General features: G+C 67.0%; 25 protein-coding genes. 11 read left to right on the top strand and 14 right to left on the bottom strand.

What is annotated here, in order from left to right; genetic code table 11:
• Positions 1-397: 397 nt before the first annotated feature.
• The gene (locus tag AC6CHL_RS11340) at positions 398-1,708 is read left to right on the top strand and encodes a TPM domain-containing protein (protein ID WP_498294396.1); all 1,311 of its coding nucleotides are present in this window, start codon (positions 398-400) and stop codon (positions 1,706-1,708) included.
• Between the two features lie 7 nt (positions 1,709-1,715).
• On the opposite strand, the gene AC6CHL_RS11335 is transcribed toward AC6CHL_RS11340, so the two are convergent.
• The 4 genes from AC6CHL_RS11335 to AC6CHL_RS11320 all read right to left on the bottom strand — a co-directional run bounded on the left by AC6CHL_RS11335 (position 1,716) and on the right by AC6CHL_RS11320 (position 6,369).
• Positions 1,716-2,387 carry a VOC family protein gene (locus tag AC6CHL_RS11335; RefSeq protein ID WP_498294395.1) on the bottom strand — a complete coding sequence of 224 codons (672 nt, stop codon included), beginning with the start codon at positions 2,385-2,387 and terminating at the stop codon, positions 1,716-1,718.
• 272 nt (positions 2,388-2,659) lie between these two features.
• Positions 2,660-3,661, bottom strand: a complete 1,002-nt coding sequence (locus AC6CHL_RS11330; RefSeq protein ID WP_498294394.1) for an aldo/keto reductase — start codon at positions 3,659-3,661, stop codon at positions 2,660-2,662.
• Positions 3,662-3,703: 42 nt separating this feature from the next.
• Positions 3,704-4,705 (bottom strand): TIGR03571 family LLM class oxidoreductase, encoded by a 1,002-nt coding sequence (locus AC6CHL_RS11325; RefSeq protein ID WP_498294393.1) that lies wholly within the window; start codon positions 4,703-4,705, stop codon positions 3,704-3,706.
• Between the two features lie 161 nt (positions 4,706-4,866).
• A complete protein-coding gene (locus AC6CHL_RS11320) occupies positions 4,867-6,369 on the bottom strand; it encodes a YifB family Mg chelatase-like AAA ATPase (protein WP_498294392.1) in 1,503 nt (500 codons plus the stop codon).
• 197 nt (positions 6,370-6,566) lie between these two features.
• Between AC6CHL_RS11320 and AC6CHL_RS11315 the strand changes: the two genes are divergently transcribed.
• The 3 genes from AC6CHL_RS11315 (at position 6,567) to yidA (ending at position 8,920) form a co-directional block, all read left to right on the top strand.
• Positions 6,567-6,851, top strand: coding sequence for a hypothetical protein (locus tag AC6CHL_RS11315; RefSeq protein WP_498294391.1), 285 nt, complete (start codon positions 6,567-6,569; stop codon positions 6,849-6,851).
• A 202-nt stretch (positions 6,852-7,053) separates the two neighbouring features.
• Positions 7,054-8,001, top strand: a complete 948-nt coding sequence (locus tag AC6CHL_RS11310) for a hypothetical protein (RefSeq protein ID WP_498294390.1) — start codon at positions 7,054-7,056, stop codon at positions 7,999-8,001.
• A gap of 79 nt (positions 8,002-8,080) precedes the next feature.
• Positions 8,081-8,920, top strand: coding sequence for a sugar-phosphatase (yidA, locus tag AC6CHL_RS11305; protein ID WP_498294389.1), 840 nt, complete (start codon positions 8,081-8,083; stop codon positions 8,918-8,920).
• Between the two features lie 12 nt (positions 8,921-8,932).
• On the opposite strand, the gene ubiK is transcribed toward yidA, so the two are convergent.
• Positions 8,933-9,193: a ubiquinone biosynthesis accessory factor UbiK gene (gene ubiK / locus AC6CHL_RS11300; protein ID WP_313245031.1), complete on the bottom strand. Its 261-nt coding sequence runs from the start codon at positions 9,191-9,193 to the stop codon at positions 8,933-8,935.
• 126 nt (positions 9,194-9,319) lie between these two features.
• On the opposite strand from ubiK, the gene AC6CHL_RS11295 reads away from it, so the two are divergent.
• Complete coding sequence (locus AC6CHL_RS11295) at positions 9,320-9,658, top strand: P-II family nitrogen regulator (RefSeq protein ID WP_038685739.1); 339 nt, start codon at positions 9,320-9,322, stop codon at positions 9,656-9,658.
• Positions 9,659-9,759: 101 nt separating this feature from the next.
• On the opposite strand, the gene AC6CHL_RS11290 is transcribed toward AC6CHL_RS11295, so the two are convergent.
• Positions 9,760-10,416: an RIO1 family regulatory kinase/ATPase domain-containing protein gene (locus AC6CHL_RS11290; RefSeq protein ID WP_038685740.1), complete on the bottom strand. Its 657-nt coding sequence runs from the start codon at positions 10,414-10,416 to the stop codon at positions 9,760-9,762.
• A 570-nt stretch (positions 10,417-10,986) separates the two neighbouring features.
• Between AC6CHL_RS11290 and AC6CHL_RS11285 the strand changes: the two genes are divergently transcribed.
• On the top strand, positions 10,987-11,892 hold the full coding sequence (locus AC6CHL_RS11285) for an aspartyl/asparaginyl beta-hydroxylase domain-containing protein (RefSeq protein WP_447595977.1): 906 nt from the start codon (positions 10,987-10,989) through the stop codon (positions 11,890-11,892).
• A 253-nt stretch (positions 11,893-12,145) separates the two neighbouring features.
• Here AC6CHL_RS11285 and speE read toward each other — a convergent pair whose 3' ends face one another.
• A complete protein-coding gene (gene speE / locus AC6CHL_RS11280) occupies positions 12,146-13,000 on the bottom strand; it encodes a polyamine aminopropyltransferase (protein ID WP_137190644.1) in 855 nt (284 codons plus the stop codon).
• 191 nt (positions 13,001-13,191) lie between these two features.
• Here speE and speA point away from each other — a divergent pair, with 191 nt between their 5' ends.
• Complete coding sequence (gene speA, locus AC6CHL_RS11275; RefSeq protein WP_038685744.1) at positions 13,192-15,081, top strand: arginine decarboxylase; 1,890 nt, start codon at positions 13,192-13,194, stop codon at positions 15,079-15,081.
• A gap of 136 nt (positions 15,082-15,217) precedes the next feature.
• Entirely contained in the window at positions 15,218-15,541 is a 324-nt protein-coding gene (locus AC6CHL_RS11270) for a DUF6122 family protein (protein ID WP_038685745.1), read from the top strand.
• A 204-nt stretch (positions 15,542-15,745) separates the two neighbouring features.
• Here AC6CHL_RS11270 and AC6CHL_RS11265 read toward each other — a convergent pair whose 3' ends face one another.
• From AC6CHL_RS11265 to AC6CHL_RS11255, 3 genes are read right to left on the bottom strand one after another with little or no spacing between them, the layout of a single operon-like run.
• Positions 15,746-17,071, bottom strand: coding sequence for a sensor histidine kinase (locus AC6CHL_RS11265; RefSeq protein WP_498294388.1), 1,326 nt, complete (start codon positions 17,069-17,071; stop codon positions 15,746-15,748).
• Positions 17,068-17,730, bottom strand: coding sequence for a response regulator transcription factor (locus AC6CHL_RS11260; protein ID WP_038685747.1), 663 nt, complete (start codon positions 17,728-17,730; stop codon positions 17,068-17,070). The genes AC6CHL_RS11265 and AC6CHL_RS11260 overlap by 4 nt, the downstream gene beginning before the upstream one ends.
• On the bottom strand, positions 17,730-18,026 hold the full coding sequence (locus tag AC6CHL_RS11255; protein WP_038685748.1) for a PepSY domain-containing protein: 297 nt from the start codon (positions 18,024-18,026) through the stop codon (positions 17,730-17,732). The genes AC6CHL_RS11260 and AC6CHL_RS11255 overlap by 1 nt, the downstream gene beginning before the upstream one ends.
• A gap of 124 nt (positions 18,027-18,150) precedes the next feature.
• Between AC6CHL_RS11255 and AC6CHL_RS11250 the strand changes: the two genes are divergently transcribed.
• Positions 18,151-18,585 carry a PepSY domain-containing protein gene (locus tag AC6CHL_RS11250; RefSeq protein WP_137190640.1) on the top strand — a complete coding sequence of 145 codons (435 nt, stop codon included), beginning with the start codon at positions 18,151-18,153 and terminating at the stop codon, positions 18,583-18,585.
• A gap of 71 nt (positions 18,586-18,656) precedes the next feature.
• Here the strand turns inward: AC6CHL_RS11250 and AC6CHL_RS11245 are convergent, their stop codons facing one another.
• The 3 genes from AC6CHL_RS11245 to AC6CHL_RS11235 form a co-directional block, all read right to left on the bottom strand.
• Entirely contained in the window at positions 18,657-19,160 is a 504-nt protein-coding gene (locus AC6CHL_RS11245; RefSeq protein ID WP_038685750.1) for a hypothetical protein, read from the bottom strand.
• A gap of 104 nt (positions 19,161-19,264) precedes the next feature.
• Positions 19,265-20,476, bottom strand: a complete 1,212-nt coding sequence (locus tag AC6CHL_RS11240; protein ID WP_498294387.1) for an NAD(P)/FAD-dependent oxidoreductase — start codon at positions 20,474-20,476, stop codon at positions 19,265-19,267.
• 7 nt (positions 20,477-20,483) lie between these two features.
• The gene (locus tag AC6CHL_RS11235; RefSeq protein ID WP_498294386.1) at positions 20,484-20,978 is read right to left on the bottom strand and encodes a lipocalin family protein; all 495 of its coding nucleotides are present in this window, start codon (positions 20,976-20,978) and stop codon (positions 20,484-20,486) included.
• 179 nt (positions 20,979-21,157) lie between these two features.
• Here AC6CHL_RS11235 and AC6CHL_RS11230 point away from each other — a divergent pair, with 179 nt between their 5' ends.
• Positions 21,158-21,406, top strand: coding sequence for a hypothetical protein (locus AC6CHL_RS11230; RefSeq protein WP_038691707.1), 249 nt, complete (start codon positions 21,158-21,160; stop codon positions 21,404-21,406).
• 144 nt (positions 21,407-21,550) lie between these two features.
• Entirely contained in the window at positions 21,551-23,941 is a 2,391-nt protein-coding gene (locus AC6CHL_RS11225) for a DUF3772 domain-containing protein (RefSeq protein ID WP_448134878.1), read from the top strand.
• A gap of 79 nt (positions 23,942-24,020) precedes the next feature.
• On the opposite strand, the gene AC6CHL_RS11220 is transcribed toward AC6CHL_RS11225, so the two are convergent.
• Positions 24,021-26,123, bottom strand: coding sequence for a phosphoglycerol transferase I (locus AC6CHL_RS11220; protein ID WP_498294385.1), 2,103 nt, complete (start codon positions 26,121-26,123; stop codon positions 24,021-24,023).
• Positions 26,124-26,317 lie beyond the last annotated feature (194 nt).

The following is a 26,317-nucleotide window of genomic DNA, read 5'->3' as shown; positions in this document are numbered from 1 at the left end:
CGGCCATTCCCCCGCAAACGCAACCATTGCAGGCACTACGCGGCATGGGCGCGTGCGGGTGCGGCTGGCTTGACGATTTTCTGAGGTTTCTCCCACGCGTCCTTAACCCGGCGCTGCACAGCATTGCCCCACCCCCGGCATTCCGCCGGTGGGCTCCGGAGACCTTCCATGACCCAGCAGCGCAAGCAGGATTCCCAGAATCAACGCGACCAGCAGCAACAGCAGCAGGACGAGCAGCAGCGCAACCAGAACCAGCAGCAGGGGTGGCAGGACGAGGAAGAGTGACGGCCACCGGCACGGCCGCCCCCGGAAGCCCCGCGTGATGCGGGGCTTCTTCGTTTGCGCCGGGCTGCGGCGCATCGCGTAGCATGCGGGCATCAAGCAACCGGACGCTGTGATGCACGCCAGGACGACGCAACTGTGGCAGTGGGTGATGGTGCTGTGCCTGCTGCCGGTACTGGCGCTGGCCGCGCCCACCCCCATCCCTGACCTGCACGATCCGGTGGTGGACACCGTGCAGGTGCTGTCGGCCGATGAAGCCCAGCAACTGCGCACCCAGGCGCTGGAGCTGCAGGCACGGCGCGGTGCGCAGCTGCAGGTGCTGGTGGTCGACAGCGCCGGTGACGAGGGCATCGAAGCCTATTCGCAGCGTGTGTTCGACCAATGGCAGATCGGCCGCAAGGGCGTGGACGATGGCGTGTTGCTGCTGCTGGCGATGGGCGACCGCCGCGTGCGCATCCAGACCGGTTACGGGCTGGAAGGGGCCATCCCCGATGCGTATGCGCAGCGCATCATCGACCAGGCCATCATTCCGCGGCTGCGCGAGGGCGAACCCGGCCAGGGCATCCTCGATGGCAGCGCGCTGCTGGTGGGCCTGATCGACGGCGAGGCGCTGCCGCTGCCTGCCGAGACCGACAACGTGGTGCGCCTGCCACAGGACTGGCGCCGTGGCGACAGCATCGTGGCGCTGGCACTGCTGGCCGGGGCGCTGCTGGGCGCATGGGCCCGCCGCGCGGGGCAGCGTGGCGTGCCCAGCCGCTGGTGGCGCGTTCCGTCGCTCATGCTTGCGGTGGTGTGCGTGGGCGCGCTGGCCTGCGCGCTGATCACCCCCGGTGCTACCGCCGCGCTGGCGATCGCCATGGGCATGCTGGTGCCGGTGGCCATGGTGCTGGGCTGGCTGTGGGTGGACAGCCGCCGGGCGCGCTGGGTGCTGTCGTTCCTGCTGGTGGCCGCGGTGGGGGCAAGCGTAGCCAGTGTGTCGATGGGCAGGCCGGTTCCCAGCCTGGCGCTGCACTTGCTGCTGGTGTTCGTGCTGTCCATTGCGGTGGGCCTGGCCACCTTGTGGGTGGCCGCGCTACGCACCAGTTGGCGCACCGGCAAGCTGGGGTTCTTCGTGCGGCTGGTGTTCCTGTGCGGGGTATCGGCGGTGTACGCGTGGCTGGTCCATCGCACCTATTCGAAGTTCGGCGATGATGCGGGCCTGGTGATGGTGATCGCCGGCGGCTTCTTCCTCTACATCACCTGGACCATGGTGATGGGCTTCCACCAGCGCCCGCAGCCGGGCAGCCGGGGCAAGGGCGGGCGGCGCACACGGCGCAGCGACCGCGATTCCAGCAGCAGTTCGTCCAGCAGTTCGTCCAGCTCGTCCAGCAGCTGGTCCGGCGGTGGCGGGCGCAGTGGCGGCGGGGGCGCCTCGGGCAGCTGGTAGCGCCGGTTTACGCCGACTGCACGCGCCAGCCCAGTGCGGCATCTTCCAGCACCGCATCGGCATGCACGCCGCTCAGCCGCACCTGCAGGCCCTGTGCATTGGGCAGCCAACGTTGCTCGGGGAACCAGCGGCGGGTGGCATCCACCACGATCAGCAGGCCTTCGTCATCGCCCATGGGCGCGAAGTAAGGCGTGGGCGTGGACAGCGGCGCCAGGCCGAATGTGGTTTCAATCCGGGTCTGCAGCGCGGCGACGGCGTTGGTTGGCACGCCCACTTCGCTGATGCAGGTCATTTCGCTGCCGTGGAACGCGCCGGTGCGTTCCGACGCGGGCAGGCGACGGCGGGCGATGAGTTCGAGGATGAGCTCATCGGGCCCGGTGAAGTAGATCGATTCGGAATCCCACCGGCCTTCGAAGGTGAAATGCTCCTGGCCTTCGGCATTGCGCTGGCGCGTGGCGCGCGCGTCCAGCCAGGCGGTGGCGGCGGCGAAGCGGTTGTGCGGCACGTTGAAGGCGAGGTGGACGCCGCCCACGGGGAGGTTGCCTGCGGGGACGAGGTGGAGCCGGCTCCAGCCGAGCGTGACCGTTGCGTCATGCACGGGAAGCTGCAGCACGTCGGCGAAATAGGCGGCCGTGGCGGCAACGTCGGCAGTGGGGAGCGTGAGCTGTTCAATGCGCATGCCTGCCATGGTGCGACGGTGCGGGGCATGCGTCTAGTGGTTACGTGGATGCGGGGATTTGCAGCTGTGCGGCCATGTGTCTGATCACCCCATGGGAGATGGTGCGCAGCATGCGCATCTCACCTTTCAGGGTGACCCCGGCTACCAACCGCTCCCGCACCACCCACTGTTCAAGAGGGTGGCTCGGGGGCGCCATAGTCGCTACCGGCCGATGCTGCGCGTGGGTAGGCGCATGCCGCGCTACGGCGATGGCACTACGCCCACACTGCGCCTTACCCCGCCTGCGGCAGCGGCGCATCCACCGCCACCAACCCACGCGTGCGCAGCGCCTGCCAGAACGCAGCCGGAATCTCCGCATCCACCAGCGCCAGGTTCTCTGCGATGCGGCTCGGCTGGCTGGCCCCGGGAATCACCGCCGCCACTGCCGGATGGGCCAGCGAGAACTGCAGGGCGGCCGCGCGGATGTCCACGTTGAACTCGGCGCACACCGCGCGCAGGGCGTCCACGCGGGCCAGGATCTCGGGCGTGGCCTGCTGGTATTCGTAGTGCGTGCCGCCGGCCAGGATGCCCGAGTTGTACGGGCCGCCGACTATGATGCCCAAGCCGCGCGCGGTGCTGGCCGGCATCAGGGCGCGCAGCGCGTCGGCGTGGTCCAGCAGGGTGTAGCGGCCGGCGATCAGGAAGCCGTCCGGGTCGGCCTGCTGCAGCGCCATTTCGCACGGTTCCACGCGGTTGACGCCCAGCCCCCAGGCGCTGATGACGCCTTCCTCGCGCAGCCGGGTCAGGGCCTTGGCGGCACCGTTCATGGCGATGTCGAACACGTCGCGCCAGCCTTCGCCGTGGAAGTCGCGGGCGGGGTCGTGAATCCACACGATGTCCAGGCGGTCGGTCTTCAGGCGCGCCAGGCTGGCCTCGATGGCGCGCAGCGTGCCGTCGGCGGTGTAGTCGTAGACGATCTTGTTGGGCAGGCCGTGCTCGAACAGGCCACCCTTCTCACCGAGGTCGCGCTGGGTGGTGTCTTCGCGCTCATCCAGGATCAAGCGCCCCACCTTCGTGCTGAGTACGTAGTCGTCGCGCCGGTGTTGCTGCAGCGCCGTGCCCAGCCGGATCTCGGCCAGGCCGGCGCCGTACATGGGGGCGGCGTCGAAGTAGCGGATGCCCTGTTGCCAGGCGGCCTCAACGGTGTCGAGCGCTTCCTGTTCGGGGATGTTGCGGTACATGTTGCCAAGCGGGGCGGTGCCGAAGCCCAGCCGGGTGGGGACTGAAATGCGCATGGGTGTCTCGATGAAAAGGGGGAGGGGGGAAAGCAGTCGAGCTCAGGCGTCTGCGGTTGCCCGCGTTGTCGCGCCGGGCGCGTTGTCGGTAGCCGCGCAGCTGTGGAACAGCGGCAGGACGTACTCGGCGATTTCGTGGAAGGTGTCATCCAGCGGGCGCTGGTTGCGGCGCACCTGCAGGCCGATATGGTCCACACCGGCAGCACGCATGGCCTGCAACTCCTGGATCAGCGCGGTGCGGCCGCCACTGAAGCCGAAGCGCCAGCGCTTCATGGGCGCGTCGGGTCGCGCGTCCAGCTCCAGGTGGATGAAGCTGGCATAGGGTTTGGCACCGGCCACCGCGCGCCACGCGGCCACGCGATGGGCGTGCTCTGCCGGTGTGCCGGGGAAGGCCAGGCTGCCATCCATGTGCTGGCCGATCCATGCAGGGGTTTGCTGCGACAGCCCGGCCACCAGCAGCGGCAGCGGCGCGGATGGGCGGGGCAGCAGGTCCAGCGGTTCGGGCAGGTGCGCGCGTGCGTGGTCGCGCAGCAGGTCAACCTGGTTGCGGAAGTTGGCACCCCGACCGGGGAAGTCGCGGCCGAACAGGGGGTACTCCACCGGGCGGTCGCCGCTGGCCACGCCCATCAGCAAGCGGTTGCCGCTGAGCTGCTGCACCGTGGCGGCAGCCTTGAGGGTCAGCAGCGGCTCGCGGATGGGTAGCACCACGGCGGCGGTGCCTAGCAGGATGTCGTGGGTGATGCCGGCCAGGTAGCCAAGGTAGGTGAACACCTCGAACACCTGCGCGGCATCGCCGAAGGACGGGTCGTACACCGGCACATCGCGCACCCACAACGCCCGGAAGCCGAGCTGGTCCACCAGCTTGGCCAGGTCCGCATGGTGCTGCATGTCCGGTTCGCCGGGCAGCCGACCACTGTTGCGGCGGGCGAGTTCGCCGGCGGGTGTCCAGTCGTTGTCCAGCGGCGCTTCCACACCGATGCTGAAACCGCCGGCGGTGAGGCGGGAGAGGGCGTTGGCGTTGGATGCGTGCGAGGCGGGGGACATGGGGAGATCCAGTGAGAGGCCGGTGGTACGGGTGGCCGACAGTCTGGTGGCTGGATCTTTGCGGAGTAAGCGGGGAATTCGGGAATTTCTTTTGCGCTGGAATCAATAGTCAACGAGCGGGAAGCTGGGATTCAGCTAATACAGCGGGGACGGCTATCGATTCATCCACCCCCACCACGATCCAACTGCCGATACCCGATCGCTTCGGCCACGTGCGCCGTCCGAATGTCCTCACTCCCCTCCAGATCGGCCACCGTCCGCGCCACCCGAAGAATGCGATGCATCGACCGCGCTGACAGCTGCAATCGTTCCACCGCATCCTCAAGCAGTTGCCGATCCGCAGTAGACAGCCGACAGTGCTGCGCCAGCTCGCCCGGTTGCAACTGCGCATTGGCCTTCCCGCTGCGGCCCAGCTGCACTTCGCGCGCCGCCACCACCCGCGCCCGCACCGTGTTGCTGTCTTCGCCGCACGGCGTGTCATCGCGGAGTTCGTGCGGCTCCAACCGCGGCACCTCCACATGCAGGTCGATGCGGTCCAGCAGCGGGCCGGACACGCGACCGCGATAGCGCTGGATGCCATCGACCGCGCAGCGACAGCGCCCGCTCCGGTCGCCGGCCCATCCGCAGGGGCAGGGGTTCATCGCGGCCACCAGCTGGAAGCGTGCGGGAAACGCTTCACTGCGCGACGCGCGCGCGACTATCACCTGGCCCGACTCCAATGGCTCGCGCAGCACCTCCAGTGCGTGCCGGCTCCATTCGGGCAGCTCATCCAGGAACAGCACGCCGTTGTGCGCCAGCGATATCTCGCCCGGGCGCGGGAACGAGCCGCCGCCCACCAGCGATACCGCGCTGGCGGTGTGGTGCGGTGATCGGTACGGGCGCTGCCGCCAACGGGCGGTGTCGATGCCGCCGCCGGTGCAGGACGCCACCGTGGCGGTCTCCAGTGCCTCCAGCTCGGTGGCGTCGGGCAGGATGCCGGGCAACCGCGAGGCCAGCAGCGTCTTGCCGCAGCCCGGCGTGCCTATCAGCAACAGGTGGTGACCACCGGCAGCGGCTACCTCAAGCGCTCGCCGTGCCTGCGGTTGGCCGCGTACGTCGCGCAGGTCGGGCATGGGCAGGCTGGCGACGTCGGCAGGCAGGGCCTTGGGCAACGTGCGCTCACTCAGGCCGGCGCATGCTTCCAGCAGCGTCCGCGCCACGCGCACATCGGCGTGCCCGGCCAAGCCGGCTTCGGCGGCGTTTTCCGGTGGCACGATCAACGTGCGGCCAAGCCGGGCGGCGGCAAGGGCGGCGGGCAGCACGCCGTTCACCGGGCGCAGTTCACCGGTCAGCGCCAGTTCGCCCAGAAATTCGTAGCGCGACAACACCTGCGTATCGATCTGCCCGCTGGCGGCCAGGATGCCGAGCGCGATGGCCAGATCAAAGCGACCGCCTTCCTTGGGCAGGTCGGCCGGGGCCAGGTTGATGGTGATGCGGCGTTGTGGAAACTCGAACTGCGAACAGACGATGGCGGCACGCACGCGGTCGCGCGATTCGCGCACGGCGGTTTCCGGCAGGCCCACCATCTGGGTGTGCGGCAGGCCGCCGGAGAGCAGTACTTCAATGCGGACGGCAGGCGCGTTGACGCCTGCGCGGGCACGGCTGTGGACCAGCGCCAGGCTCATGCGATTACCCAAAGTTGTCGGTCAAGCTCGCAATGGTGGGTAAGTTCAACGTTGACCGGTATAGGCAAACCCTGCAGCTGGATGTGGGTATTGCGGTGCATCGCTCAATGCGTTTGGCGTGGCGTACGGCGCAGCAACCGTTTCATGTGTGAAGTCGCATTCGTCTGGTTGAAGCACGGGATAAGCACCAACCGAACGTGGGCGACGCGATGCCACCAGGGAGATTTTCGCGCCTGTCGATGCTGTTTGCGTTGTCAGCGCTATGGATGAAACGCCGGCAGTTGCTCGTCGCCCACCATCGACTCGACGTAGCAGTACACGTTGGCAATTTCAAAACTGACATGAATCACAAATCACACAGGACAACCCAGATCGACGTAGCGAATCTCCAGCTGTGCTTGTTGAGCAACGAACAGTTTTGCGATATAGAAGCTGTGCGCAATGAAGGCGCGCCGATCTTCATCACATGGAAGAGCGCATGAAGCTGCTTGAGTCCGGGACGAGCACGATTACGGCCTCCCTCCGTAGCGATATTGATGATCATTGCAATAGTGCTCCGCTGGGCATCGGAGGAGAATCTGGCGACAGCGACAGCCCGTTCCTCGAAGGGGACAGGTGTGAAGGTCAGCGTCCCTGTCGTGATGGTCTGCGTGCTGCCTGCACGTCCAACGGCTGATCGTGCCTATGCGACGACAGTTCGCCGCCGTCGCATTCCACGGTGCCATGAAGGCGCTTGTCTTCCTGCATCTTTCGACATTGGCGGTTGGGGTCGCTTCTGCGAAAGGGAAGCCGCCCGAATTCTCACAAAGAATCGAGGCGATGGCGTCTGCTGAGCAGCAAATGACCTCACTCGAGAGGCGCGATCGTCTGGTGCGTCTGTATAGGGCGGAGTTCCCGGCACCTGTCAGTACCACCGATCCACAGGCACTTTCAGCGCGACTGGATGCTGCGATCTCCACTGTCTTCTACTCGAAGGACCCTGGCGTCGCGCGAGAGTTGGCCATGGTCTATCGGGCATTGACCGCGCTTGGCGATGCCAGGGAGGGTGACCTTGATCAAGTGATCCGTTCAATGATCAAGGCACGAGAATTCGAGTGGGCGGACATCCTGCTGGCAGAGGCCGGGCGCCCATCGCTCCCTTCGGTGGATGTCGGCGCGTTGGCCGGCAAGGGTGCAGTGCGTAGGGTAATGGTGACAGACAACAACCATATCTCCGTGGAGCCGGCTGACGAAGCCCGGCTCAGGGATGGCATTGTCGTAGTGAGTAATCCTGTATGTGGGTTTTCGAATGCGGCAGGCGCGGCCATTTCCATGGACTCACGCCTTGCCGACGGCTTCAAGGATGCGTTGTGGCTGGTGCCTCCCGAAGGTGACCTTCGCGTTCGCGAGGTGGAGAGCTGGAACCGACGTCATCCGTCCCAGCGCATGGTTTTGACGTATGACTGGCTTGACTGGCCAGAGATCGATGACTGGTCGACACCGGTGTTCTATTTCTTTGCGGGTGGCCGGCTTGTCGAGAAGGTCACTGGTTGGCCACTGGACGGGAGTCGGGCATCGCGCCTTCATGGCGCCGTGGAGAGGTGGAGGAAGGCGAAGGAACTACAGAGCGTTCCGACTCCAGAAGGCTTCTGAGGCGACGCGCGCGGTCGCGGGCGTTCATGCGCTGCCGCTAGACTGGACGCCCCCCTGCACCGCCCGAACATTCAACCTGATGGATATGCCGCACCACCCCAGCCCGGTCCGCCTCATCGCCATCGACATGGATGGCACCCTGCTCAACCCGGCCCACAAGCTCACGCCGCGGGTGAAGCAGGCCATTGCCGCGGCCCGCGCGCAGGGCGTGCGGGTGGTGCTGGCCAGCGGCCGGCCGGTGTCCGGGCTGGCACCGTTCCTGGCTGAGCTGGGCATCGAGGGCGATGCGGAATTCTGCATCGCCTGCAATGGTGCGGTGGTGGAGAACCTCGGCAGCGGCCAGCGCGTGGTTGAGTATCCGCTGAGCTTCGAGGACTTCCTGTTCTGCGAACGCATCGCACGCGATCTGGGCATCCACTTCCAGGCGCTGGATGGCCGGCGCATGTACACGCCCAACCAGGACATCAGCATCTACACGGTGGCCGATTCGCACCTGTCGCACGTGCCGCTGTCGTACCGGCGGGTGGAGGACATGGACCCGGCGATGCAGTTCATCAAGCTGATGATGATCGACGAGCCGCATGTTCTGGATGCAGCGATCACGCGTCTGCCATCGGAACTGACCGACCGTTTCGCGGTGCTCAAGAGTGCGCCGTTCTTCCTGGAGGTGTTCGACCACCGGGCGGGCAAGGGGCCGAGCCTGCAGAAGCTGGCCGCGCACCTGGGCGTGGACGCGGCCAACGTGATGGCGCTGGGCGATCAGGAGAACGACCTGACCATGCTGCAGTTTGCCGGGACCAGCGTGGCGATGGGCAACGCGATCGATGCGGTGAAGCAGACGGCGCGCTTCGAAACCGCGACCAACGCCGAGGACGGCGTGGCGCTGGCGATCGAGCGGTTTGTGCTGCAAACGGCCTGATGCGGCCCGGGCTCAGCCTGCCGGCGTATCGCCGCCGCGCGCTTCCAGCTCGGCCACGGTCTTTTCCAGCGCCTCCAGCTTCTCGCGGGTCTTGAGCAGCACCGCGCGCTGTACGTCGAATTCCTCGCGGGTGACCAGGTCCAGTTTGCCCAGCCCGGCCTGCAGCGCGGTCTTGAAGGTGGCCTGCAGTTCCTCGCGCGACTGGCGCAGTCCCGGCGGGACCATGTCGCTCAGGCGACGGGCCAGGTCATCAAGGTGGTTGAGGTCGATCATGCTACTGCTCCGCAGGGTATACGCTAAGGATAGTCCCCCACGCCGGCGCCGGCACTGACCGCGCGCATCGCGTTCACCGGGGGACAGGCGTTATCCTCGCTCGCCGGAATACAGGAGCCAAGCAGAATGAAGATGGTCATGGCGGTGCTCAAGCCGTTCAAGCTCGACGACGTGCGCGAAGCACTGGCCGAGCGCGGCGTCACCGGGATCACGGTCACCGAGGTGAAAGGCTTCGGGCGCCAGAAGGGACATACCGAGCTGTACCGCGGTGCGGAGTACGTGGTGGACTTCCTGCCCAAGGTGAAGATCGAGGTGGCGGTCACCGATGGCCAGGTCGAGGAAGTGGTGGAGGCCATCGTGAAGGCCGCCGGCACCGGCAAGATCGGCGACGGCAAGGTGTTCGTGTACGACCTGGGCAGCGTGGTGCGCATCCGCACCGGTGAGCTGGACGCTGACGCGCTGTAAGTTGTGTTTGCCGGGCAGAGTCCGGCGCTACGGTCCGCTGTATGCGGGTCGGGTTGGCATGGCCGGGCAGCGCGCCCGGCCTGCGGGACACAGCGGCGGGGTTACGCGTGGCCCTTGAACCAGCGGTAGAAGCGCTTCCAGCCCACGCGCAGGCTGGCCACCCAGCGCGGGTCGGCCACCAGCGCGGCCTGCGACGGCGTGGGCGTCAGGCCGGTCAGGCGCTGGCGCATCTTCAGCAGGTTCTTCATGTCGCTGCGGCGCAGCTGGCGCGATACCGGGTGCACCGGCAGCCAGCGCGGGCTGCGCCAGGCCGAGGTGAAGTCCACCAGCACCGGCACCCCGCCGCTGACCATCACGTTGGTGCCATGCAGGTCGTTGTGGGTGATGCCGGCCGCGTGCAGGCGGGTGAGGGCGTATTGCAGCTGCTCGAACACCTCCACGCCGACCGACTGGGCCGCGCTCAGGGTCTGGCCGGGAATGAACTCCATGCCCAGCGCCAGCCCGCCGATGGTGCCCAGCAGGGCCGGGGCATGCTTCCAGCCACTCAGGCGCTGCAGGATGCGGGCCTCGCGGCGCACCAGCAGGCGCGCCACCGGCGACAGCGGCGTGCCGCGGTAACGGGTGTAGTCCTTCACCACGGCCTGCTGGCCGTTGAGGCAGGTGCGGTAGACGTCCGGTTCAAGCAGGCGTTCGCCGCGCTTGAGCAGCTCGGCCGGGGCGGTGTCGGTGCCGACACACGAAGCAACAGGAGTATTCATGGCGTTCTTTGGGCGACCCGGTGGTCGGCGCAAAGCGTCAGGCGTACCGGTGCTGCTACTGGGGAGGGGTGGGTATCAAGATTTCGTTAATTTTAATACTCACCAGTACACCAATCCAGAGAATGTCGGAGAAATGTCGTAGCCGGGGGTGGAACAGTTCGTCACGCAGAATCGGACAATTCTGTATCACTCGCTAGAATTTCGTTCTCGATCAAGTGCTTGCGGACAGGCCCGAATGGGCAATGCGCTCAAGGAACGCCAGCAGTGCGTGGCGCAGCACGCTGGCCACCGGAGCGAAGAAGTCCTGGTAGGCCTCGCTGAGGGGGAGGCGGCGCCGCCGAGGTGACGGTGCATCGGGGTGGTCCAGTCGCCCTGTTCAGGCACGGGGTGCTGAACAGGCCCCACCGCCCGCTTGACCCCGGCGCACCCGGTGCCGACCATACGCTGTTGATCGCGACATGGGCGGCCGCCCCTCTCTGGCACGTCCCCGCCCCCTGACGCCTTATCGGTGCCGGTTTCTGCCGTGCATCGCCCCCACTTTTCGGTTCCGGCCCTGCCGGAGGAAGACTGATGACCAAGATCGTGCTGGCAGCGCTGTTCATCGCCTGCGTGCTGTATATCCATTTCCGCGGCAAGGTGCGCGCGCGCTGGTCGCGGCAGCTGCTGGACCACTCCAGCTTCATGGCCCCCATCAACGTGATTATGTACATGTTCTCGAAGGTGCCGACCACGCCGTTCCTGGACCCGGGCAAGGAATTCCCGCAGCTGGAACCGCTGCGCCAGAACTGGCAGATGATCCGCGATGAGGCGCTGGCGCTGCGCGATGCGGACAAGATCGCCGCGTCCAGCACGTTCAACGATGCCGGCTTCAATTCGTTCTTCCGCCGCGGCTGGAAGCGCTTCTACCTGAAGTGGTACGGCCCGTCGCACCCGTCGGCCAAGACGCTGTGCCCGAAGACCACCGCGCTGCTGGAATCGCTGCCGGACGTGCGCGCGGCGATGTTCGCCCAGTTGCCCTCGGGCAGCGAACTGCGCCCGCACCGCGACCCGTTCGCCGGTTCGCTGCGCCTGCACCTGGGCCTGGCCACGCCCAACGACGATGGCTGCTACATCGTGGTGGATGGCATCAAGAAGAGCTGGCGCGATGGCGAGTGGATGATGTTCGATGAGACCTACATCCACCACGCGCACAACGAGACGCCCGATGACCGGGTGATCCTGTTCTGCGACATCGCGCGCCCGCTGCGCTTCGGCCTACCGGGCCTGTTCAACCGCGCGGTGGCGTCCACGCTGCTGGCCGGTGGCGCCTCGCCGAACCTGCCGGGCGACCCCACCGGTGGGGTCAACAAGGCGTTTGGCGGCGTGTACAAGGTGCGGCTGAAGGCCAAGGCGCTGCGCGAGCGCAGCGTGGTGGCCTACCAGGTGATCAAGTGGGGTCTGGTGCTGGCGGTGATTGCCGGGATCTGGGCGATCTGAGGTCAGGGGTTCATGGGGTTGCCGGCCAGCGGCCGGCACTACCGGGCACAAAAAACCCGCGCTGTTGCCAGCGCGGGTTTTTGTTTGTCCGCATGCATCGCGGTTTCAGGGCGCACCGACCAACGGTCGGTGCCTACCCCTTCATTGCCGGGGCCGGCCGATCAACACCGGGGCCGAAGGCGACCGGTAGAGCCGACCGTTGGTCGGCTGGCCGCGCACAGCGCGGCAACGATCGAAACCGGCGCTTACCGCATCAGCCCTTCAGGGCTGCCGCCACGAACGGCGGGGTCACCAGCACGCCGGTGTGCAGCGCGGCGGTGTAGTACAGCGTATCGAACGCCTTGCCAGCCGAATCGGCCTGGCGGAAGTCGAAGCTGCTCTCGCCCTTGCGGGCCAGGGTCACGCTCCACCAGCCGGTCGGGTAGCACGGCTGCGGGAACGGCAGGGTCTTGAACGAGCCGAAGCCCGCCTTGCCCATCTCGGTGCGCATTTCGTTGATCAGGTCCAGCTGCATCAGCGGCGATTCGGACTGCTGCACCAGGATGCCGTCGTCCTTGAGCGCCTTGAAGCAGCTCTCGTAGAAGGCCTTGTTGAACAGGCCTTCGCCCGGGCCCACCGGGTCGGTGGAGTCCACGATCACCACGTCCACGCTGCCGGCCGGGCAGTTGGCCATGTAGGCCACGCCATCGTCGAACATCAGCTCGGCGCGCGGATCGTCGTTGGAATCGCACAGTTCCGGGAAGTGCTTGCGGGCCATCACGGTGACCTGCTCGTCGATGTCGCACTGGGTCACGCTCTCCACGCCCGGGTGCTTGAGCACTTCGCGCAGGGTGCCGCAGTCGCCGCCGCCGATGATCACCACGCGCTTGGGCGCGGCGTGGGTGAACAGCACCGGGTGGCTGATCATCTCGTGATAGAAGAAGTTGTCCTTGCTGGTCAACATGATGGCGCCATCGATGGTCATCAGGTTGCCCCAGTCGGTGGTCGCGAAGATCTCGATCTTCTGGAACGGCGACTGCACTTCGTCCAGCTTGCCGGTCAGGCGGTAGCCGATGGCCGAGCCGGTGCGCTCGAAATGCTCGATGTACCAGTTGTTGTTGTCAGTCATGGAATAGCAGTCCTGTTCGGAAGGGTATTGGAGCCGGGCTGGCGGCGGTGCCGCGTGGCGCAAGCCACGTCCGGACGGGTTGCCCGTTCAGGTTTGAAGCCTGAGCACGGGCGCGGGCGCGCATGATAACGGAGCTGTCGCCACATAGGCGTTATCATGCACCCCCTTTTTTACCAACCAGGCCCACTGAAATGACCGATTGGTCCCTCGACCAAGCCCGCAAGACCTACTCGATTCCGCATTGGGCGGATGGCTACTTCGACGTGGATCAGGCAGGACACATGGTGGTGAGACCGACTGGCCAGGACGGCCCGGTGGTGTCCTTGCCCAAAATCGTGGACGCCGCCCGCGAGGCCGGCGCCAAGCTGCCGCTGCTGGTGCGCTTCCCGGACATCCTGGGCCAGCGCCTGGGCAAGCTGCAGGCCGCGTTCGCGCAGGCCCAGGCCGACTGGGAGTACCCGGGCGGCTACACCGCCGTGTACCCGATCAAGGTCAACCAGCACCGTGGCGTGGCCGGCACCCTGGCCAGCCACCATGGCGAGGGCTTCGGCCTGGAAGCGGGCAGCAAGCCCGAGCTGATGGCCGTGCTGGCGCTCTCGCGCCCGGGCGGGCTGATCGTCTGCAATGGCTACAAGGACCGCGAGTACATCCGCCTGGCCCTGATCGGCCGCAAGCTGGGCCTGCAGACCTTCATCGTGATCGAGAAGCCGTCCGAGCTGAAGCTGGTGCTGGAGGAATCCAAGGCGCTGGATGTGAAGCCGGGCCTGGGCGTGCGCATGCGCCTGGCCTCGCTGGGCGCGGGCAAGTGGCAGAACAGCGGCGGCGACAAGGCCAAGTTCGGCCTGTCCCCGCGCCAGCTGCTGGACCTGTGGAAGTCGCTGCGCGACACCGAGTACGCCGACTGCCTGAGCCTGCTGCATTTCCACATGGGCTCGCAGATCTCCAACGTGCGCGACATCGCCAACGGCATGCGCGAAGCCACCCGCTACTTCGTGGAACTGTCGCGCCTGGGTGCGAAGATCACCCACGTGGACGTGGGCGGCGGCCTGGGCGTGGATTACGAAGGCACCCGCTCGCGCAGCTTCTGCTCGATCAACTATGGGCTCAATTCGTACGCCAGCAACATCGTGCAGCCGCTGGCCAATGCCTGCGAAGAACACGGCCTGACCCCGCCGCGGATCGTCACCGAGTGCGGCCGCGCCATGACCGCGCACCACGCGGTGCTGATTGCCAACGTGTCCGAAGTGGAAGAGGCGCAGGAAGGCCGCGTGCCGGACCAGCACGACGACGAACCGGCGGCGATCCGCCACCTGCGCGAGATCCACGCCGAGCTGGACGAGCGCCCGGCGGTGGAGCTGTTCCAGGAAGCCCAGCACTTCCATGCCGAAGGCCTGTCCAGCTATGCGCTGGGCCAAATCGACCTGCCGCAGCGGGCGCGCATCGATGACCTGTTCTACGCCATCGCCCATGCGGTGCGTGCGCGCCTGAGCTACGACGAGAAGAGCCATCGCCCGGCGCTGGACGAGTTGAACGAACGCCTGGTGGACAAGTATTTCGTCAACTTCAGCGTGTTCGAGTCGATTCCCGATGCGTGGGCGATCGACCAGGTGTTCCCGATCGTGCCGATCGAGCGCCTGAACGAGGCGCCGCAGCGCCGCGGCATCATCGCCGACATGACCTGCGATTCCGATGGCATGGTCAAGACCTACGTCGAGAACGAGAGCCTGGACAGCTCGCTGCCGCTGCACGCGCTGAACCCGGGCGAGAGCTACCGCATCGCCTTCTTCATGGTGGGCGCGTACCAGGAAATCCTGGGCGACATCCACAACCTGTTCGGCGACACCGACGCGGTGGAAGTGCTGGCCGATGCCGATGGCTACGCGATCACCCAGCAGCGCCGCGGCGACACCACCGACGTGATGCTGGACTACGTGGGTTACAGCCTGGCCGACCTGCGTGCCAGCTATGCCGAACGCGTGGCGGCAGCGAAGCTGTCGCCGGAGCGCGCACAGGAGCTGTCCGACGCGCTGGAAGCAGGCCTGACCGGGTACACCTATCTGTCCGACGAGCCGCTGGCCTGAGCCAGCGGCACCCGCGTAGCGCCGGGCTCTGCCCGGCTGCTTGCTGCGGCACGCTTCCCGTTGCCGGGCATACCGCCGGGCAGAGCCCGGCGCTACGTAGCGGCTTGGTTTCCTTTTTCAACACGGCAGCCGGCTCATGAGCGCACGCGCGATCTTCCATCTGTTCCTGCATGCCGCCGTGCCGGCGTTGCTGGCGTGGATGTTCTGGCGCAAGCGCTTTCTGTCTGCGTGGGCACTGCTGTTGCTGGGCTGGATCATCGACCTGGACCACCTGCTGGCCGACCCGATCTACGCCCCGAACCGCTGCAGCATCGGCTTCCATCCGTTGCACACCGCGCCGGCGATTGCGGTGTATGCGGGCCTGTGCGTGCCGAAGAAAACGCGGTTGTTCGGCATCGGGCTGATCATCCACATCGTGCTGGACGCCATCGATTGCTGGTGGATGCACCACTCCCGGTAGAGCCGACCGTTGGTCGGCTGACGCGCACCATGGGCGCGTCAGGTTGTTCGCAAAGTGCAGCCGACCATACGAGCGTTCCGTAGGGGCCGGGTAGAGCCGACCGTTGGTCGGCTGACGTACACCACGGGCATTCGGTTGTTCGCGAAATGCAGCCGACCAACGGTCGGCTCTACGCGCATTTGGGGCCGGTAGGACCACCGCCGGTCAGCCCGCTGGCAGCGTCAACGTCGCGCGCAGTCCCGGGTGCGTATTGGCCAGCACCAAGGTGCCGCCGTAACTCTCGGCGATGTCGGCCACGATCGCCAGGCCCAGGCCGTTGCTGGAGGCACGCTCGTCCAGGCGCACGCCACGCTCCAGCACGTGTTGCAGCTCCGCGTCCGGCAGCCCCGGGCCGTCGTCCTCCACGCGGATGTGCAGTTCATTACCGACGTGGCGCACGCTGACACGCACCGTATGCGCGGCCCACTTGCCGGCGTTGTCGAGCAGGTTGCCGAGCATTTCCTCCAGGTCTTCGCGCGCACCGGCAAACAGGCCCTGCGCATCGGGGTCCTGTTCGAACACCAGCCCGCGTTCGTTGTGAACGCGCTGCATCAAACTGCACAGCGCGCCCATCACCGGGGCCACCACGGTGCGCTGCTGGCTGTCGGCACCGATCCCGGCCGCCAGGTAGCGCTCGATGCTGGCCTGCATGCGCGCGGTTTCGCTGCGCAGGGTCTGGCGCCAGTCGCTGCCGTCGCCCTCGGCTTCGGTCATCAGCACCGTCAGCGGCGTCTTCAAGGCATGGGCGAGGTCCTCGGCACTGCGGCGCGCACGCACCACCATGCGCTGATGGTGGTCGAGCAGGTCGTTGAGCTGCACCGCCAAGGGCGCCACCTCCCTGACCAACCCCTGCTGCGGAAAGCGCACGTTTTCACCGTTGCGGACCTGGCCGGCGATGCGGCTCAGTTCGGCCAGCGGGCGCAGGCCGTAATGCACCTGGGTGACCAGTACCGCGAACCACAGCGCCACCAGCACGGCCAGCGCCAGCGCCGTGTGCTGGCGGAACGCGCTGACCTGGGCGTCCAGATCGCTGCGGTCGGTGGCCACCACCACGCGCAGCGGCGTGGGCACGCGCGGCAACGTGACCTGCTGGGCCAGCGCACGCAGGGGGGCATGCAGCGGGCCGGTGGTGTCGAAGGCCTGCGCCGGCCCGGTGCGCAGCGTCGCCGGGGTGGCCAGGGTTTCATCCCACAACGAGCGCGATTGCCCCAGCGGCTGGCCCTTGGCGTCCTGCACCTGCCAGTAGGTACCGGAAAACACCCGCTGGTAGCGCTCGTCGAACAATTCACGGCGCAGCTGCAGGCGGCCCTGTGCATCGCTTTCGGCCAGCGCCAGCACTGCGATCAGTTCGTTGCCCAGGCGCTGGTCCAGCGCGCTGCGTGCCGAACGCTCAAACATCGCACCCAGCCACCAGGTGGCCAGCGCCGACACCAGCACCAGGCCCACGCCACCGGCGAGCAGCAGGCGGGTACGCAGCGAGCCGGTATTCATGGCTGTGCCGACAGGCGGAAGCCCTGCCCACGATGGGTATGGATGAGGTCGCTGCCCAGCTTGCGGCGGATCCGCCCGATCAGCACGTCCAGCGTGTTGGAATCGGGATCGAAGCCGGCCTCGTACACGTGCTCGCCCAACCGCGAGCGGCTGATCACCACGTCGGGGTGGTGCAGGAAGTAGCTCAGGATGCGCTGCTCCTGCGGGCTCAGGTGCAGCAGCTCGCCGTCCAGCTCGAAGCGGCCGGCGTTGACGTCCAGCAGCAGTGGCCCGCACTGCAGGCGCGGGCTGGCATGGCCGGCGCTGCGCCGGATCAGCGCACGCAGGCGCAGCAGCAGTTCTTCGGGCTGGAACGGTTTGGTCAGGTAGTCGTCGGCCCCGGCATCGAAGCCGGCCAGCTTGTCGTGCCAGCGCGCCCGGGCGGTCAGCACCAGCACCGGGAAGCCGCGCCCGGCCTGGCGCCAACGCTCGATGATGCTCAGGCCATCCAGCCCGGGCAGGCCCAGGTCGACCACCGCCGCGGCGATGTCCTCGATCTGGCCCAGCTCCTCAGCCTGGCGGCCTTCGGCGCTGTGCAGCACCAAGTAGCCGGCCTCTTCCAGCAGGGCCTGCAGCCGGTTGGCCAGCAGGGCATCGTCCTCGGCAAGCAGGATCCGCATCAATCTTCTTCCATCTTCAACAGGCGCCCGGTAGCTGCATCGTAATCCAGCTCCATCACCACGCCGTTGGCGCCCAGGATCTCGATCTCGTACTTGCCGTCGTCCAGTTCCACTTCCACCAGCTTGCCGGGGTAGCGGCGCAGCGCGTCGGCCACCACCTGCTGCAGCGGCACCAGCCGGCCCTGGCGCACGGCCTGGCGCACCGCCTCCTGCTGGCGGCTGCCGCCGTCGTGCACGCGCACGGGCTCCTGCGGGCTCAACGCCAGCAGCACGGGAAGCAACAGGGAGGCGGTCATGGACATGCCACACGGTATACGCCGCCCGTCTAAACATTCCCTAACAGCCGGGCTCATGGTCCGCTTAGGTGCGCTTGCCAGACTGGCGGTGCCGGAATCGACCGGCCCTTTCTGGAGATCCCCCATGAACAAGCTGATCCTGGCCGCCGCCCTTGCCACCGCGCTGGTATCCACTCCGGCCTTCGCCGCCGACCTGAGCGCTGCCGACGTACAGGCCAAGCTGCGCGCCGCCGGCTACACCCAGGTGCATGAGCTGGAACGCGATGACGGCCTGTGGGAAGCGGACGTCACCCGTGCCGATGGCAGCTTCGAAGAAGTGATCGTGGACCCGGCCACCGGTGAGATCTTCGACCCGCGCAGCACCCGCGCCCTGCTCGATGCCGGGCAGATCTTGGCCGTGGCCCAGAAGGCCGGTTTCCGTCAGGTGGAGTCCTTCGAACGCGACGGTGCCACTTGGAAGCTGGAGGCCCGCAACGCGCGCAACCAGCGCGTGGAAGTGCGCATGAGCGGCCACGACGGGCGCGTGTTGTCGAGCAAGCGCGAAGGCTGGTGGGACTGAGCACCGCGCCGCCGGTGACGCGGATGCAGAAACGGCCGGGGTGACCGGCCGTTTCGCTGTGGTGCGTTACCTCACCAGCCGTACGGGGGCGGGTAGTCCCAGTAGCCGGGGCCGGGGCCGTAGCCATAGCCGCCATAGCCACCGTAGGGGCCGAAGCCCGGACCCTTGCCCTCGCTGACGCGGATGTTCACGTTGACGTTGTGGGTCTTGCCTTCGTCGGTGGTGTAGTTCTTGTTGAGGTTCAACTCGGCGGCGTTGTAATGGGTGTTGCCGAAGTTCTTGGCGTAGCCGATGCCGGTGGTGATGCTGCCGTTGACCCGCAGCTTGTCGTCGGTGACATCGGCGATGCCGTTGGCCGCGCCACGGTCGCTCAGGCGGCGGCCGCTCTTGTCGCCGTAGAAGGTGCCGGGCGGGTCGCCGCGCAGCGAACCATCACCCAGGTATTGCATGGGCGCCTGCGGGACCGCCAGGTTGAGACCGGTCGCCGATTGCGGGCCGGTGGCCCCTGCCGCGGACTGGGCCAGGGCAACCCCGGGGGCAAGCAGGCACAGCAGCAGCGAAAGCGAGCGGATCATGATGGGCTCCGGAACGGGCGGGCAGCACGCAGGCCGCCGACAGCGCTGACGCTATCACCGGCTGCTTGAACGATGCCTGTCATGGCAGCGCCTCCAGGGGAACTTTACTCCAGCCGCTCGAACCCGAACAGCGCGGCCAGCGGGTGCCTGCGGCGTTCGATGCGGGCACGCAGCAGGCCGGCGCCGATCATGGAATAGGTGATGCCGTTGCCGCCGTATGCCATGCCGAACAGGACCCGCGGCCCCCATTGCGGGTGGGGACCGAAGAAGGGCAGGCCGTCGGCGGTCTCGGCAAAGGTGCCGGCCCAGGAGAAGGCCGGCTGCAGCGGCAGGTGCGGGAACAGCCGGCCTACCTTCTTCAGCAGGCGCGCGGCCTTGGCGTCCACGCGCCGGTCGCGCCGGGCCGGAATGTCCACCGCATCGTCCTCACCGCCGATCAGCAGGCGCTGGTCGCCGGTGCTGCGCATGTACAGGTAGGGCCGCGCGGACTCCCAGACCATGGTCTGGGCCAGTGGCCCCAGCAGGTCGGCCGGGATCGGGTCGGTGATGAAGGCGTAGCTGCTGCGGTTGCGCGCCACCGAGGGCTTCAGCCAGTGCTGGTTGGCGTAGCCGGCGGCCATCACCACGTGCCCACAGCGGATGCGCACGCCCTCGGCGGTGGTGGCGGTTACCCCGCGTGCGGTGGGCACCAATGTGGCCAGGGTGGTGCGGTCGTGCACCTGGCAGCCGTTCTTCTGCAACCGCGCCAGCAGCCGGTAGGTCAGGCAGTACGGGTCCACGCGGGCGGCCAGCCCGCTGAGGATGGCGCCCGGCGCGTCCACGCCGAATTCGTCCTGTACCGCATCACGGTCCAGCCAGCGCACGTCAAAGCCATGCCGCTGGCGCAGTGCGAATTCTTCCTGCAGCACCGCGCGGTGCCGGCGTTTGCTGGCGTAGTACAGGCTGTGCATGGGATGGCAATCCACCCCCTTGAGCCCGCGGGCGACCTCGCGCAACCCGGGAATCGCGTCGGCACAGGCCTGGTAGGCCTGTACGGCGGCGGTTTCGCCGTACTGCCGGGCCAGGTCGATCAGGTGGGTGTCGATCTCGTACTGCAGCAGCGCGGTGCTGGCGGCGGTGCTGCCCCAGCCGATGTCCCGTTGTTCGATCAACGCCACATCGTGGCCGTGGGCGCACAGTTCGTTGGCGATCAGCGCGCCGGTGATCCCGCCGCCCACCACCAGTACATCGCACTGCAGGTCGTCGCGCAGGGGCGGGAAGGCGTGCATCAACCCGTTGCGCACCGCCCAGAACGGGTAACCACTTTTCAGGTCCATGCGGGGCTCAGGCGGTGGGGTGGCCGGTATGCGGCGTCTGGATCAGCGGCCCCAGATCAAAGCCCTGCTGACGGGCCTGGGCCAGGTAGTGATCCTGCACGGTGGTATCCAGGGTGGGGGTGCGCGACAGCAGCCACAGGTACTTGCGATCCGGGCTGCCGACCAGTGCGACGCTGTAGTCCGGCGCCACCTGGATCACCCAGTAGTCGCCCTTGGTGAAGGGAATCCAGCGCAGGCCCTTGGGCAGGAAGCTGACTTCCAGCCGCGCGCTGTCGTTGTCCACCGGGCAGGCTTCGCCTTCGGCTTCTTCGATCTCCCCGTCCATGCGGCAGCGGTTGAGCACGGCCACGTGGCCGTTTTCCTTCAGGCTGTAATGGGCCGACACATCGGTGCACCCCTCCGGTTCGTGCTTCATCGGCAGGCGGGCGATTTCATACCAGGTGCCCAGGTAGCGCGGCAGCTTGAGGTCCGGAACGGTCTTGAGGTCGGCGTGTGTGTTCATGGGGCGCGCGAAGAGAAGGTGCAGCCACCATGCCGCGCCCACCGCCACGGGTAGGTGAAGCCGGCGCAGGCGCGGCGTGGAGAACGTTGCGTTGCCCGTGCGTGATGCACCGGCGCGGCAGGCGGCGCTATTCTGTGGGCGGGCGAAGCCTGCCTGTTTTCACTGCGATGGAGGTGCCGATGTACCACGTGATCCTGCTCAAGAGCCCGACCGACTTTGCCCGCGCGCGCTGGGAGGCGGCCGAGGACGTGGTGGACCACGAGGGCGTGGCGTACTCGCTGCGCGCCGGCCCACGCCAACCGCTGCCGACCGACCACGCCTGGGACGAGGTGGCCGTGTATGCGCCCGATGAGATCAGCGAAGAGGAATTCCAGGACTGGTATGCCAGCCTGCGGCCGCAGGTGGAAGAGCTGCGCCTGAAGTACTGACGGCGGCATGCCGGGCGCGCATACCCGGCGTGAACGAAGCCCGGTTTATAGTTCGCGCAGGCGCGGTGGTCCGCGCGAATCCTGTGGTGCGCCGGCTTGTCTTCCCGTTCATTCCGTTCCTTCCTGCGGCCGCTGGCCTGGTTGATGCTCTGCGCCTGGCTCAGCGTGGCGCCCCTGGCGCTGGCGCAGGGCGACGATGCCGCTGCCGATGATCCGATCGTCCAGCTGGCGCAGGCCGGCAAGGACCTGAAGCAGATTCAGGCCGCCCTCGACAGTGCCGATACCCCCGATACGCTCAAGACCCTGTCCGACCGCGCCTTGGCCGTACAGCGCGACGCCGATGCGGCGCGCAACGCCCTGCAACCGCAGCTGGAGCAGGTGGACGCCCGCGTGGCCCAGTTGGGCGAGGTGGCCGAAGGCACCACCGAGGCGCGCGACATCACCGCCCAGCGCAAGGCGCTGAACCAGCAGCGCAGCGACCTGGCTTCGGCCATTGCACGGGCCAAGCTGCTGGCCGGCGACGCCAAGCAGGTGGGCGCGGATATCGAGAAGATGCGCGTCACCCAGTTCAGCGAGGACCTGGCGCGCAAGGTCAACTCGCCGCTGTCGCCCTCGTTGTGGAAGCAGTTCGCGGTGCACGTGCCGGCCGACTATTCGCGGCTGGTGGTGCTGTACCGCCTGGGCGAGACCGCGGCACGCAAGGCGATTGCCGAACACGGCTGGGGCGCGCCGCTGACCGGGCTGGCGCTGGCGCTGCTGATGTTCTTCCCGCTGCGGCTGTGGCTGCGCGCCGTTGGCCGCCGCTATGCCGCCTCCGAGCGCGCACCCGACGGCCGCCTGCGCCGGTCCGGGCTGGCGGTGTGGTTGCTGGCGGTGGGCACGTTGCTGCCGGGGTTCGCGGCGGTGGTGCTGGTGGCTGCGCTGGACTCCATCGGGGCGATCCCGCCGCGGTTGGAGCAGCTGGCGCTGCACTTCCAGGTGGCCACGTTCGTGGCGGCCTTCATCACCGCGCTCAGCGCCTGCCTGCTGGTACCCAAGCGGCCGTCCTGGCGCCTGCTGAGCCTGGATGACAGTGCGGCATGGCGGCTGCGCAAATACGCCTGGGGCGCGGCCGGGCTGACCTTCCTGAGCATCCTGCTGGTGGAGATCAACCGCGCCTCGCGCACCAGTGAGATCACCACGGTGGCGGTGGACGGCCTGATCGCGATCACCTACATGGCGCTGATCGTGGCCATCCTGGTGTCGCTGGCGCGCCTGCACCGTCGCCAGACCGACGAGGCGCAGGCCAAGCTGGACGCGCAGGTGGACGCCGGGGCCAAGCAGCCCAAGGCGCCGGTGCGCAAGAGTGGCTGGATCGTGCTGGCGCGGCTGGCCGGGCACGTGGTGGTGGCCGCGGCGGTGATCGCCACGCTGCTGGGCTATCTCAACCTGGCGCTGTTCGTGGCCCAGCAGCTGGTGTGGGGCGCGGTGGTGCTGCTGGCCGCCTCGTTGCTGCTCAAGTTCGCCGACGACCTGTCGCTGTGGCTGCTGTCGCCTACCAGCCGGGTAGGCAAGAGCATCGTGCTGACCACCGGGCTCAACGATGCCAAGGTGGAACAGGCCGGCGTGCTGCTGTCGGCGGTGCTGCGCATCGGCGTGATCCTGCTGGCGGTGCTGGCGTTGACCGCGCCGTTCGGCAACCTCAATACGTTCTTCAGCGCCATGGACTCGCTGTCCAACGGGCTGACCATCGGCACCACCACCCTCAAGCCCAGCAGCGTGCTGTATGCGGTGCTGGCCTTCCTGGTGGTGTGGGCGGTGATGCAGGCCTTCCAGAACTGGTTGACCAACACCTACCTGCCCAAGACCGACCTGGATGCCGGGGCGCGCAACTCGATCAGCACCGTCACCCGTTACCTGGGCATCATCGCGGCGGTGCTGTGGGGGCTGACCGCGCTGGGCATCGGCTTTGAAAAGCTGGCGCTGGTGGTCAGTGCGCTGTCGGTGGGTATCGGCTTCGGCCTGCAGGCGATCACCCAGAACTTCGTGTCCGGCCTGATCCTGCTGGCCGAGCGCCCGGTGAAGATCGGCGACTGGGTGAAGCTGGGCGACCAGGAAGGGGACATCAAGCGGATCAGCGTGCGCTCCACCGAGATTCAGGTGGGCGACAAATCCACCCTGATCGTGCCGAACTCCGAGCTGATCACCAAGACCATCCGCAACATGACGATGGGCAATGCGCAGGGGCGCATCCAGATCCAGTTCGCGGTGCCGCTGAGCACCGACGTGGCGGCGGTGCGGCAGATCCTGCTGGACTGCTACAGCGAACACGTGGGCGTGCTGGCCGAGCCGGCACCGTCGGTATTCATTGATTCGATCGCCAACGGCCAGGTAGCGATCAACAGCTTCGCCTACGTGTCCGGCCCGCGCGCGGTGTATGGCGTGCGCAGCGACCTGTACTTCACGATGCTGCAGAAGTTCGCGGCGGCGCATATCGCGCTGTCCTCGCCGACCGATATCCATCTGGTCCGCGATCCGGCAGCGCCGCAGGAGTAGGTAGGTACCGACCGTTGGTCGGTACGAACACCTGACGATGCGACGGCATGCCGACCAACGGTCGGCATCTACCGGGGTTTTACCCGCGGTTGCCGCGGCGCGAGGGCACCAGCGCGAAATTGTCCACGGCCAGCTTCTCGGCGTGGTTCAACCACGCGCGGATCTCCAGGTCGTCTACTTCGTGGTCCAGGCCGAACGGCACGCTGATGCGGCCTTCGGCATCGGGCTGCACCCACTGCTGGGCCACCACCACCTTGCGCTGCGAGGACACCGCTTCGATCCAGAAACCGCGATCAGGCGACTGCTTGGCCACGAACTGCAGCATGTACTGGCCGGCGCGGGTGCGGCGGCCTTTCTGGGTAATCATGTGCGCCTGGCGGATGCTCGGGCGCGGGCCGTTGAACGGTTCCAGCGGGCCATCCACTGCAAAGCCGGTGCGCAGCGCATCGTCGCGGTATAGCTTGATGCCTTTGTCACGGTTGACCAGCATCGCGCACCAGTCGCCATCGGCCGAGCCATCCTCGAACGCCGTGCAGCGGTCCACGTAGGCCAGGGTGTTGGCCGGGTCGGCGTCATCGAACTGCTTGGACGTGTTTTCCAGGTACACCGACTTCAAGTCGAACTGCTTGTCGTATTCCAGCAGCACCGGCGGCTGCACATGCTGCAGGCCGATCACCACCTGGTTGTCGTCATCGATGCGCAGCTGGCGGGTCTTGTCGCCCAGCCACAGCGAACGCGAGAAGGCCAGATAACGCGGGTAGTCCTTACCGTTGTCACGCAGCGCCGCAGCGCTGGCACTGTCGGTGCGTTCGGGATCCAGCAGCGAGCGGCCGAAGCCGATCGCCTTGATGGCCGGGTCGATCAGGCTGAGCAGCGTGGCGCCGGAATCCAGCGTGGAGCCGGCGGTGGTGGCCAACTGGCGCGGGGCGATGTCCTTGCCCAGGAACAGCAGCAGGTTCTCGCGCTTCTGCTTGGCCAGCACATGGCTGAGGTCGTTGGGCATGGCCAGGTGATCGGAGGCGATGACGATCAGGGTGTCCTGCCCATACGGGCTGGCCTGGATGCGATCGACCAATTTCGAGATCAGGCCATCGGTGCACTTGAGGGCGTTGAGCAGGCCGATGTTGCCGTACTCGCTCTGGTAGCGGGTGCGCTTGCAGGCCACCGGCAGGTGCCCGGCCGGATGGTGGGTGTCCATGGTGAGCGTGGTCAGCATGAACGGCTGGCCGGCCTTGGACAGCTGCTCGAAGCGGTCATAGGCCTTGTCCAGCAGCACGTCGTCGTGCACGCCCCAGGTGGAGAAGTGCGAGCGCGCCACCTTCTGCGTCTTGAACCAGGCCAGGTCGTCCACCGCGTCGTAGCCGTGCGTGGCCAGGAACTGGCCCTTGCCCGCGAACTGCCCGTTGGCGCCGCCCAGGTAGTGGTTGGTGTAGCCCTGCTGCTTGAGGTAGTCGCCCAGGCACACCGCTTCGGGCAGGAAGCTGCCCATGCGGCCCATGCTGTTCTCATCGTCCTTGGCGGTGGTCAGCGGCACGCCGCACATCGACGACACCAGCCCGGCGATCGTCCAGCCGCCGCCTTCGGCCGAGACCAGCCCGCGCACATCCAGCGCCTGGCCCGCCAGCCGGTTGAGGTTGGGCATCAGGCCCGGGAAGGTGGTTTCATCGAGGTAGGTGCGCTCCAGGCTTTCGCCGTAGATCCACACGATGTTGCGCGGCTTGGCCAGCGCCTGTTGCGGAATGGTGTACTCGGGTGCGATCACGGTGTAGTCCACCGGGCGCATCTGCTGGTACAGGCGCAGGCCGTCGCTGTACAGCGGGCTGACCGCAATGGCCACCAGCCACATCGCGACGAAACCACCGAACACCGCCTTGCCGTGTTCGATGCGGCGCCAGCGCTGCATGCGTGCGGCCGCCAAGGGCAGCAGCGAGACCAGCAACAGCGCGATGTAGGCGGCGATGTAGCCCTTGAAGTCCGCTACGCCCGCGCCTTCCATGTCGGCGCCCAGGTGATACAGCGTGGCCGCGTTGAGCCCATCGCCGGACAGCTTGTTGATCAACCACCACGTACTCAGCAATACCAGCAGCACGGACATCAGGCTGGCCTTCCACCATATCCACTTGCGCGAGGCGAGCAGCAACCAGGAGAGCAGCAACAGAGTCAGCAGCAGGATCCAGAGCATCGGCGGTATCGGTAGTGGAGACAGTTGGTGATGGACGCCATGACGACGTATTTCCCATCCGACCGGCTGTCCAACCACATCTGCATGACAAGCCGATGACCCGATCATGCATGCACGAACCTGACTGAAATGTTTGTTTCAGGATGCTGAAGATGCGCTACAACGCATCGTGTTTCCAGGTGTAAAACACACGT

Source organism: Stenotrophomonas sp. GQ19, assembly GCF_059758695.1.
The sequence above is the reverse complement of the archived record's forward strand: the minus strand, read 5'-3'. Positions and strand labels throughout refer to the sequence as shown.

Coding starts and splice junctions, on each gene's coding strand:
- AC6CHL_RS11340 (WP_498294396.1), top strand. CDS start 398: ATGCACGCCAGGACGACGCAACTGTGGCAGTGGGTGATGGTGCTGTGC.
- AC6CHL_RS11335 (WP_498294395.1), bottom strand. CDS start 2,387: ATGCGCATTGAACAGCTCACGCTCCCCACTGCCGACGTTGCCGCCACG.
- AC6CHL_RS11330 (WP_498294394.1), bottom strand. CDS start 3,661: ATGCGCATTTCAGTCCCCACCCGGCTGGGCTTCGGCACCGCCCCGCTT.
- AC6CHL_RS11325 (WP_498294393.1), bottom strand. CDS start 4,705: ATGTCCCCCGCCTCGCACGCATCCAACGCCAACGCCCTCTCCCGCCTC.
- AC6CHL_RS11320 (WP_498294392.1), bottom strand. CDS start 6,369: ATGAGCCTGGCGCTGGTCCACAGCCGTGCCCGCGCAGGCGTCAACGCG.
- AC6CHL_RS11310 (WP_498294390.1), top strand. CDS start 7,054: ATGCGACGACAGTTCGCCGCCGTCGCATTCCACGGTGCCATGAAGGCG.
- yidA (WP_498294389.1), top strand. CDS start 8,081: ATGGATATGCCGCACCACCCCAGCCCGGTCCGCCTCATCGCCATCGAC.
- ubiK (WP_313245031.1), bottom strand. CDS start 9,193: ATGATCGACCTCAACCACCTTGATGACCTGGCCCGTCGCCTGAGCGAC.
- AC6CHL_RS11295 (WP_038685739.1), top strand. CDS start 9,320: ATGAAGATGGTCATGGCGGTGCTCAAGCCGTTCAAGCTCGACGACGTG.
- AC6CHL_RS11290 (WP_038685740.1), bottom strand. CDS start 10,416: ATGAATACTCCTGTTGCTTCGTGTGTCGGCACCGACACCGCCCCGGCC.
- AC6CHL_RS11285 (WP_447595977.1), top strand. CDS start 10,987: ATGACCAAGATCGTGCTGGCAGCGCTGTTCATCGCCTGCGTGCTGTAT.
- speE (WP_137190644.1), bottom strand. CDS start 13,000: ATGACTGACAACAACAACTGGTACATCGAGCATTTCGAGCGCACCGGC.
- speA (WP_038685744.1), top strand. CDS start 13,192: ATGACCGATTGGTCCCTCGACCAAGCCCGCAAGACCTACTCGATTCCG.
- AC6CHL_RS11270 (WP_038685745.1), top strand. CDS start 15,218: ATGAGCGCACGCGCGATCTTCCATCTGTTCCTGCATGCCGCCGTGCCG.
- AC6CHL_RS11265 (WP_498294388.1), bottom strand. CDS start 17,071: ATGAATACCGGCTCGCTGCGTACCCGCCTGCTGCTCGCCGGTGGCGTG.
- AC6CHL_RS11260 (WP_038685747.1), bottom strand. CDS start 17,730: ATGCGGATCCTGCTTGCCGAGGACGATGCCCTGCTGGCCAACCGGCTG.
- AC6CHL_RS11255 (WP_038685748.1), bottom strand. CDS start 18,026: ATGACCGCCTCCCTGTTGCTTCCCGTGCTGCTGGCGTTGAGCCCGCAG.
- AC6CHL_RS11250 (WP_137190640.1), top strand. CDS start 18,151: ATGAACAAGCTGATCCTGGCCGCCGCCCTTGCCACCGCGCTGGTATCC.
- AC6CHL_RS11245 (WP_038685750.1), bottom strand. CDS start 19,160: ATGATCCGCTCGCTTTCGCTGCTGCTGTGCCTGCTTGCCCCCGGGGTT.
- AC6CHL_RS11240 (WP_498294387.1), bottom strand. CDS start 20,476: ATGGACCTGAAAAGTGGTTACCCGTTCTGGGCGGTGCGCAACGGGTTG.
- AC6CHL_RS11235 (WP_498294386.1), bottom strand. CDS start 20,978: ATGAACACACACGCCGACCTCAAGACCGTTCCGGACCTCAAGCTGCCG.
- AC6CHL_RS11230 (WP_038691707.1), top strand. CDS start 21,158: ATGTACCACGTGATCCTGCTCAAGAGCCCGACCGACTTTGCCCGCGCG.
- AC6CHL_RS11225 (WP_448134878.1), top strand. CDS start 21,551: ATGCTCTGCGCCTGGCTCAGCGTGGCGCCCCTGGCGCTGGCGCAGGGC.
- AC6CHL_RS11220 (WP_498294385.1), bottom strand. CDS start 26,123: ATGCTCTGGATCCTGCTGCTGACTCTGTTGCTGCTCTCCTGGTTGCTG.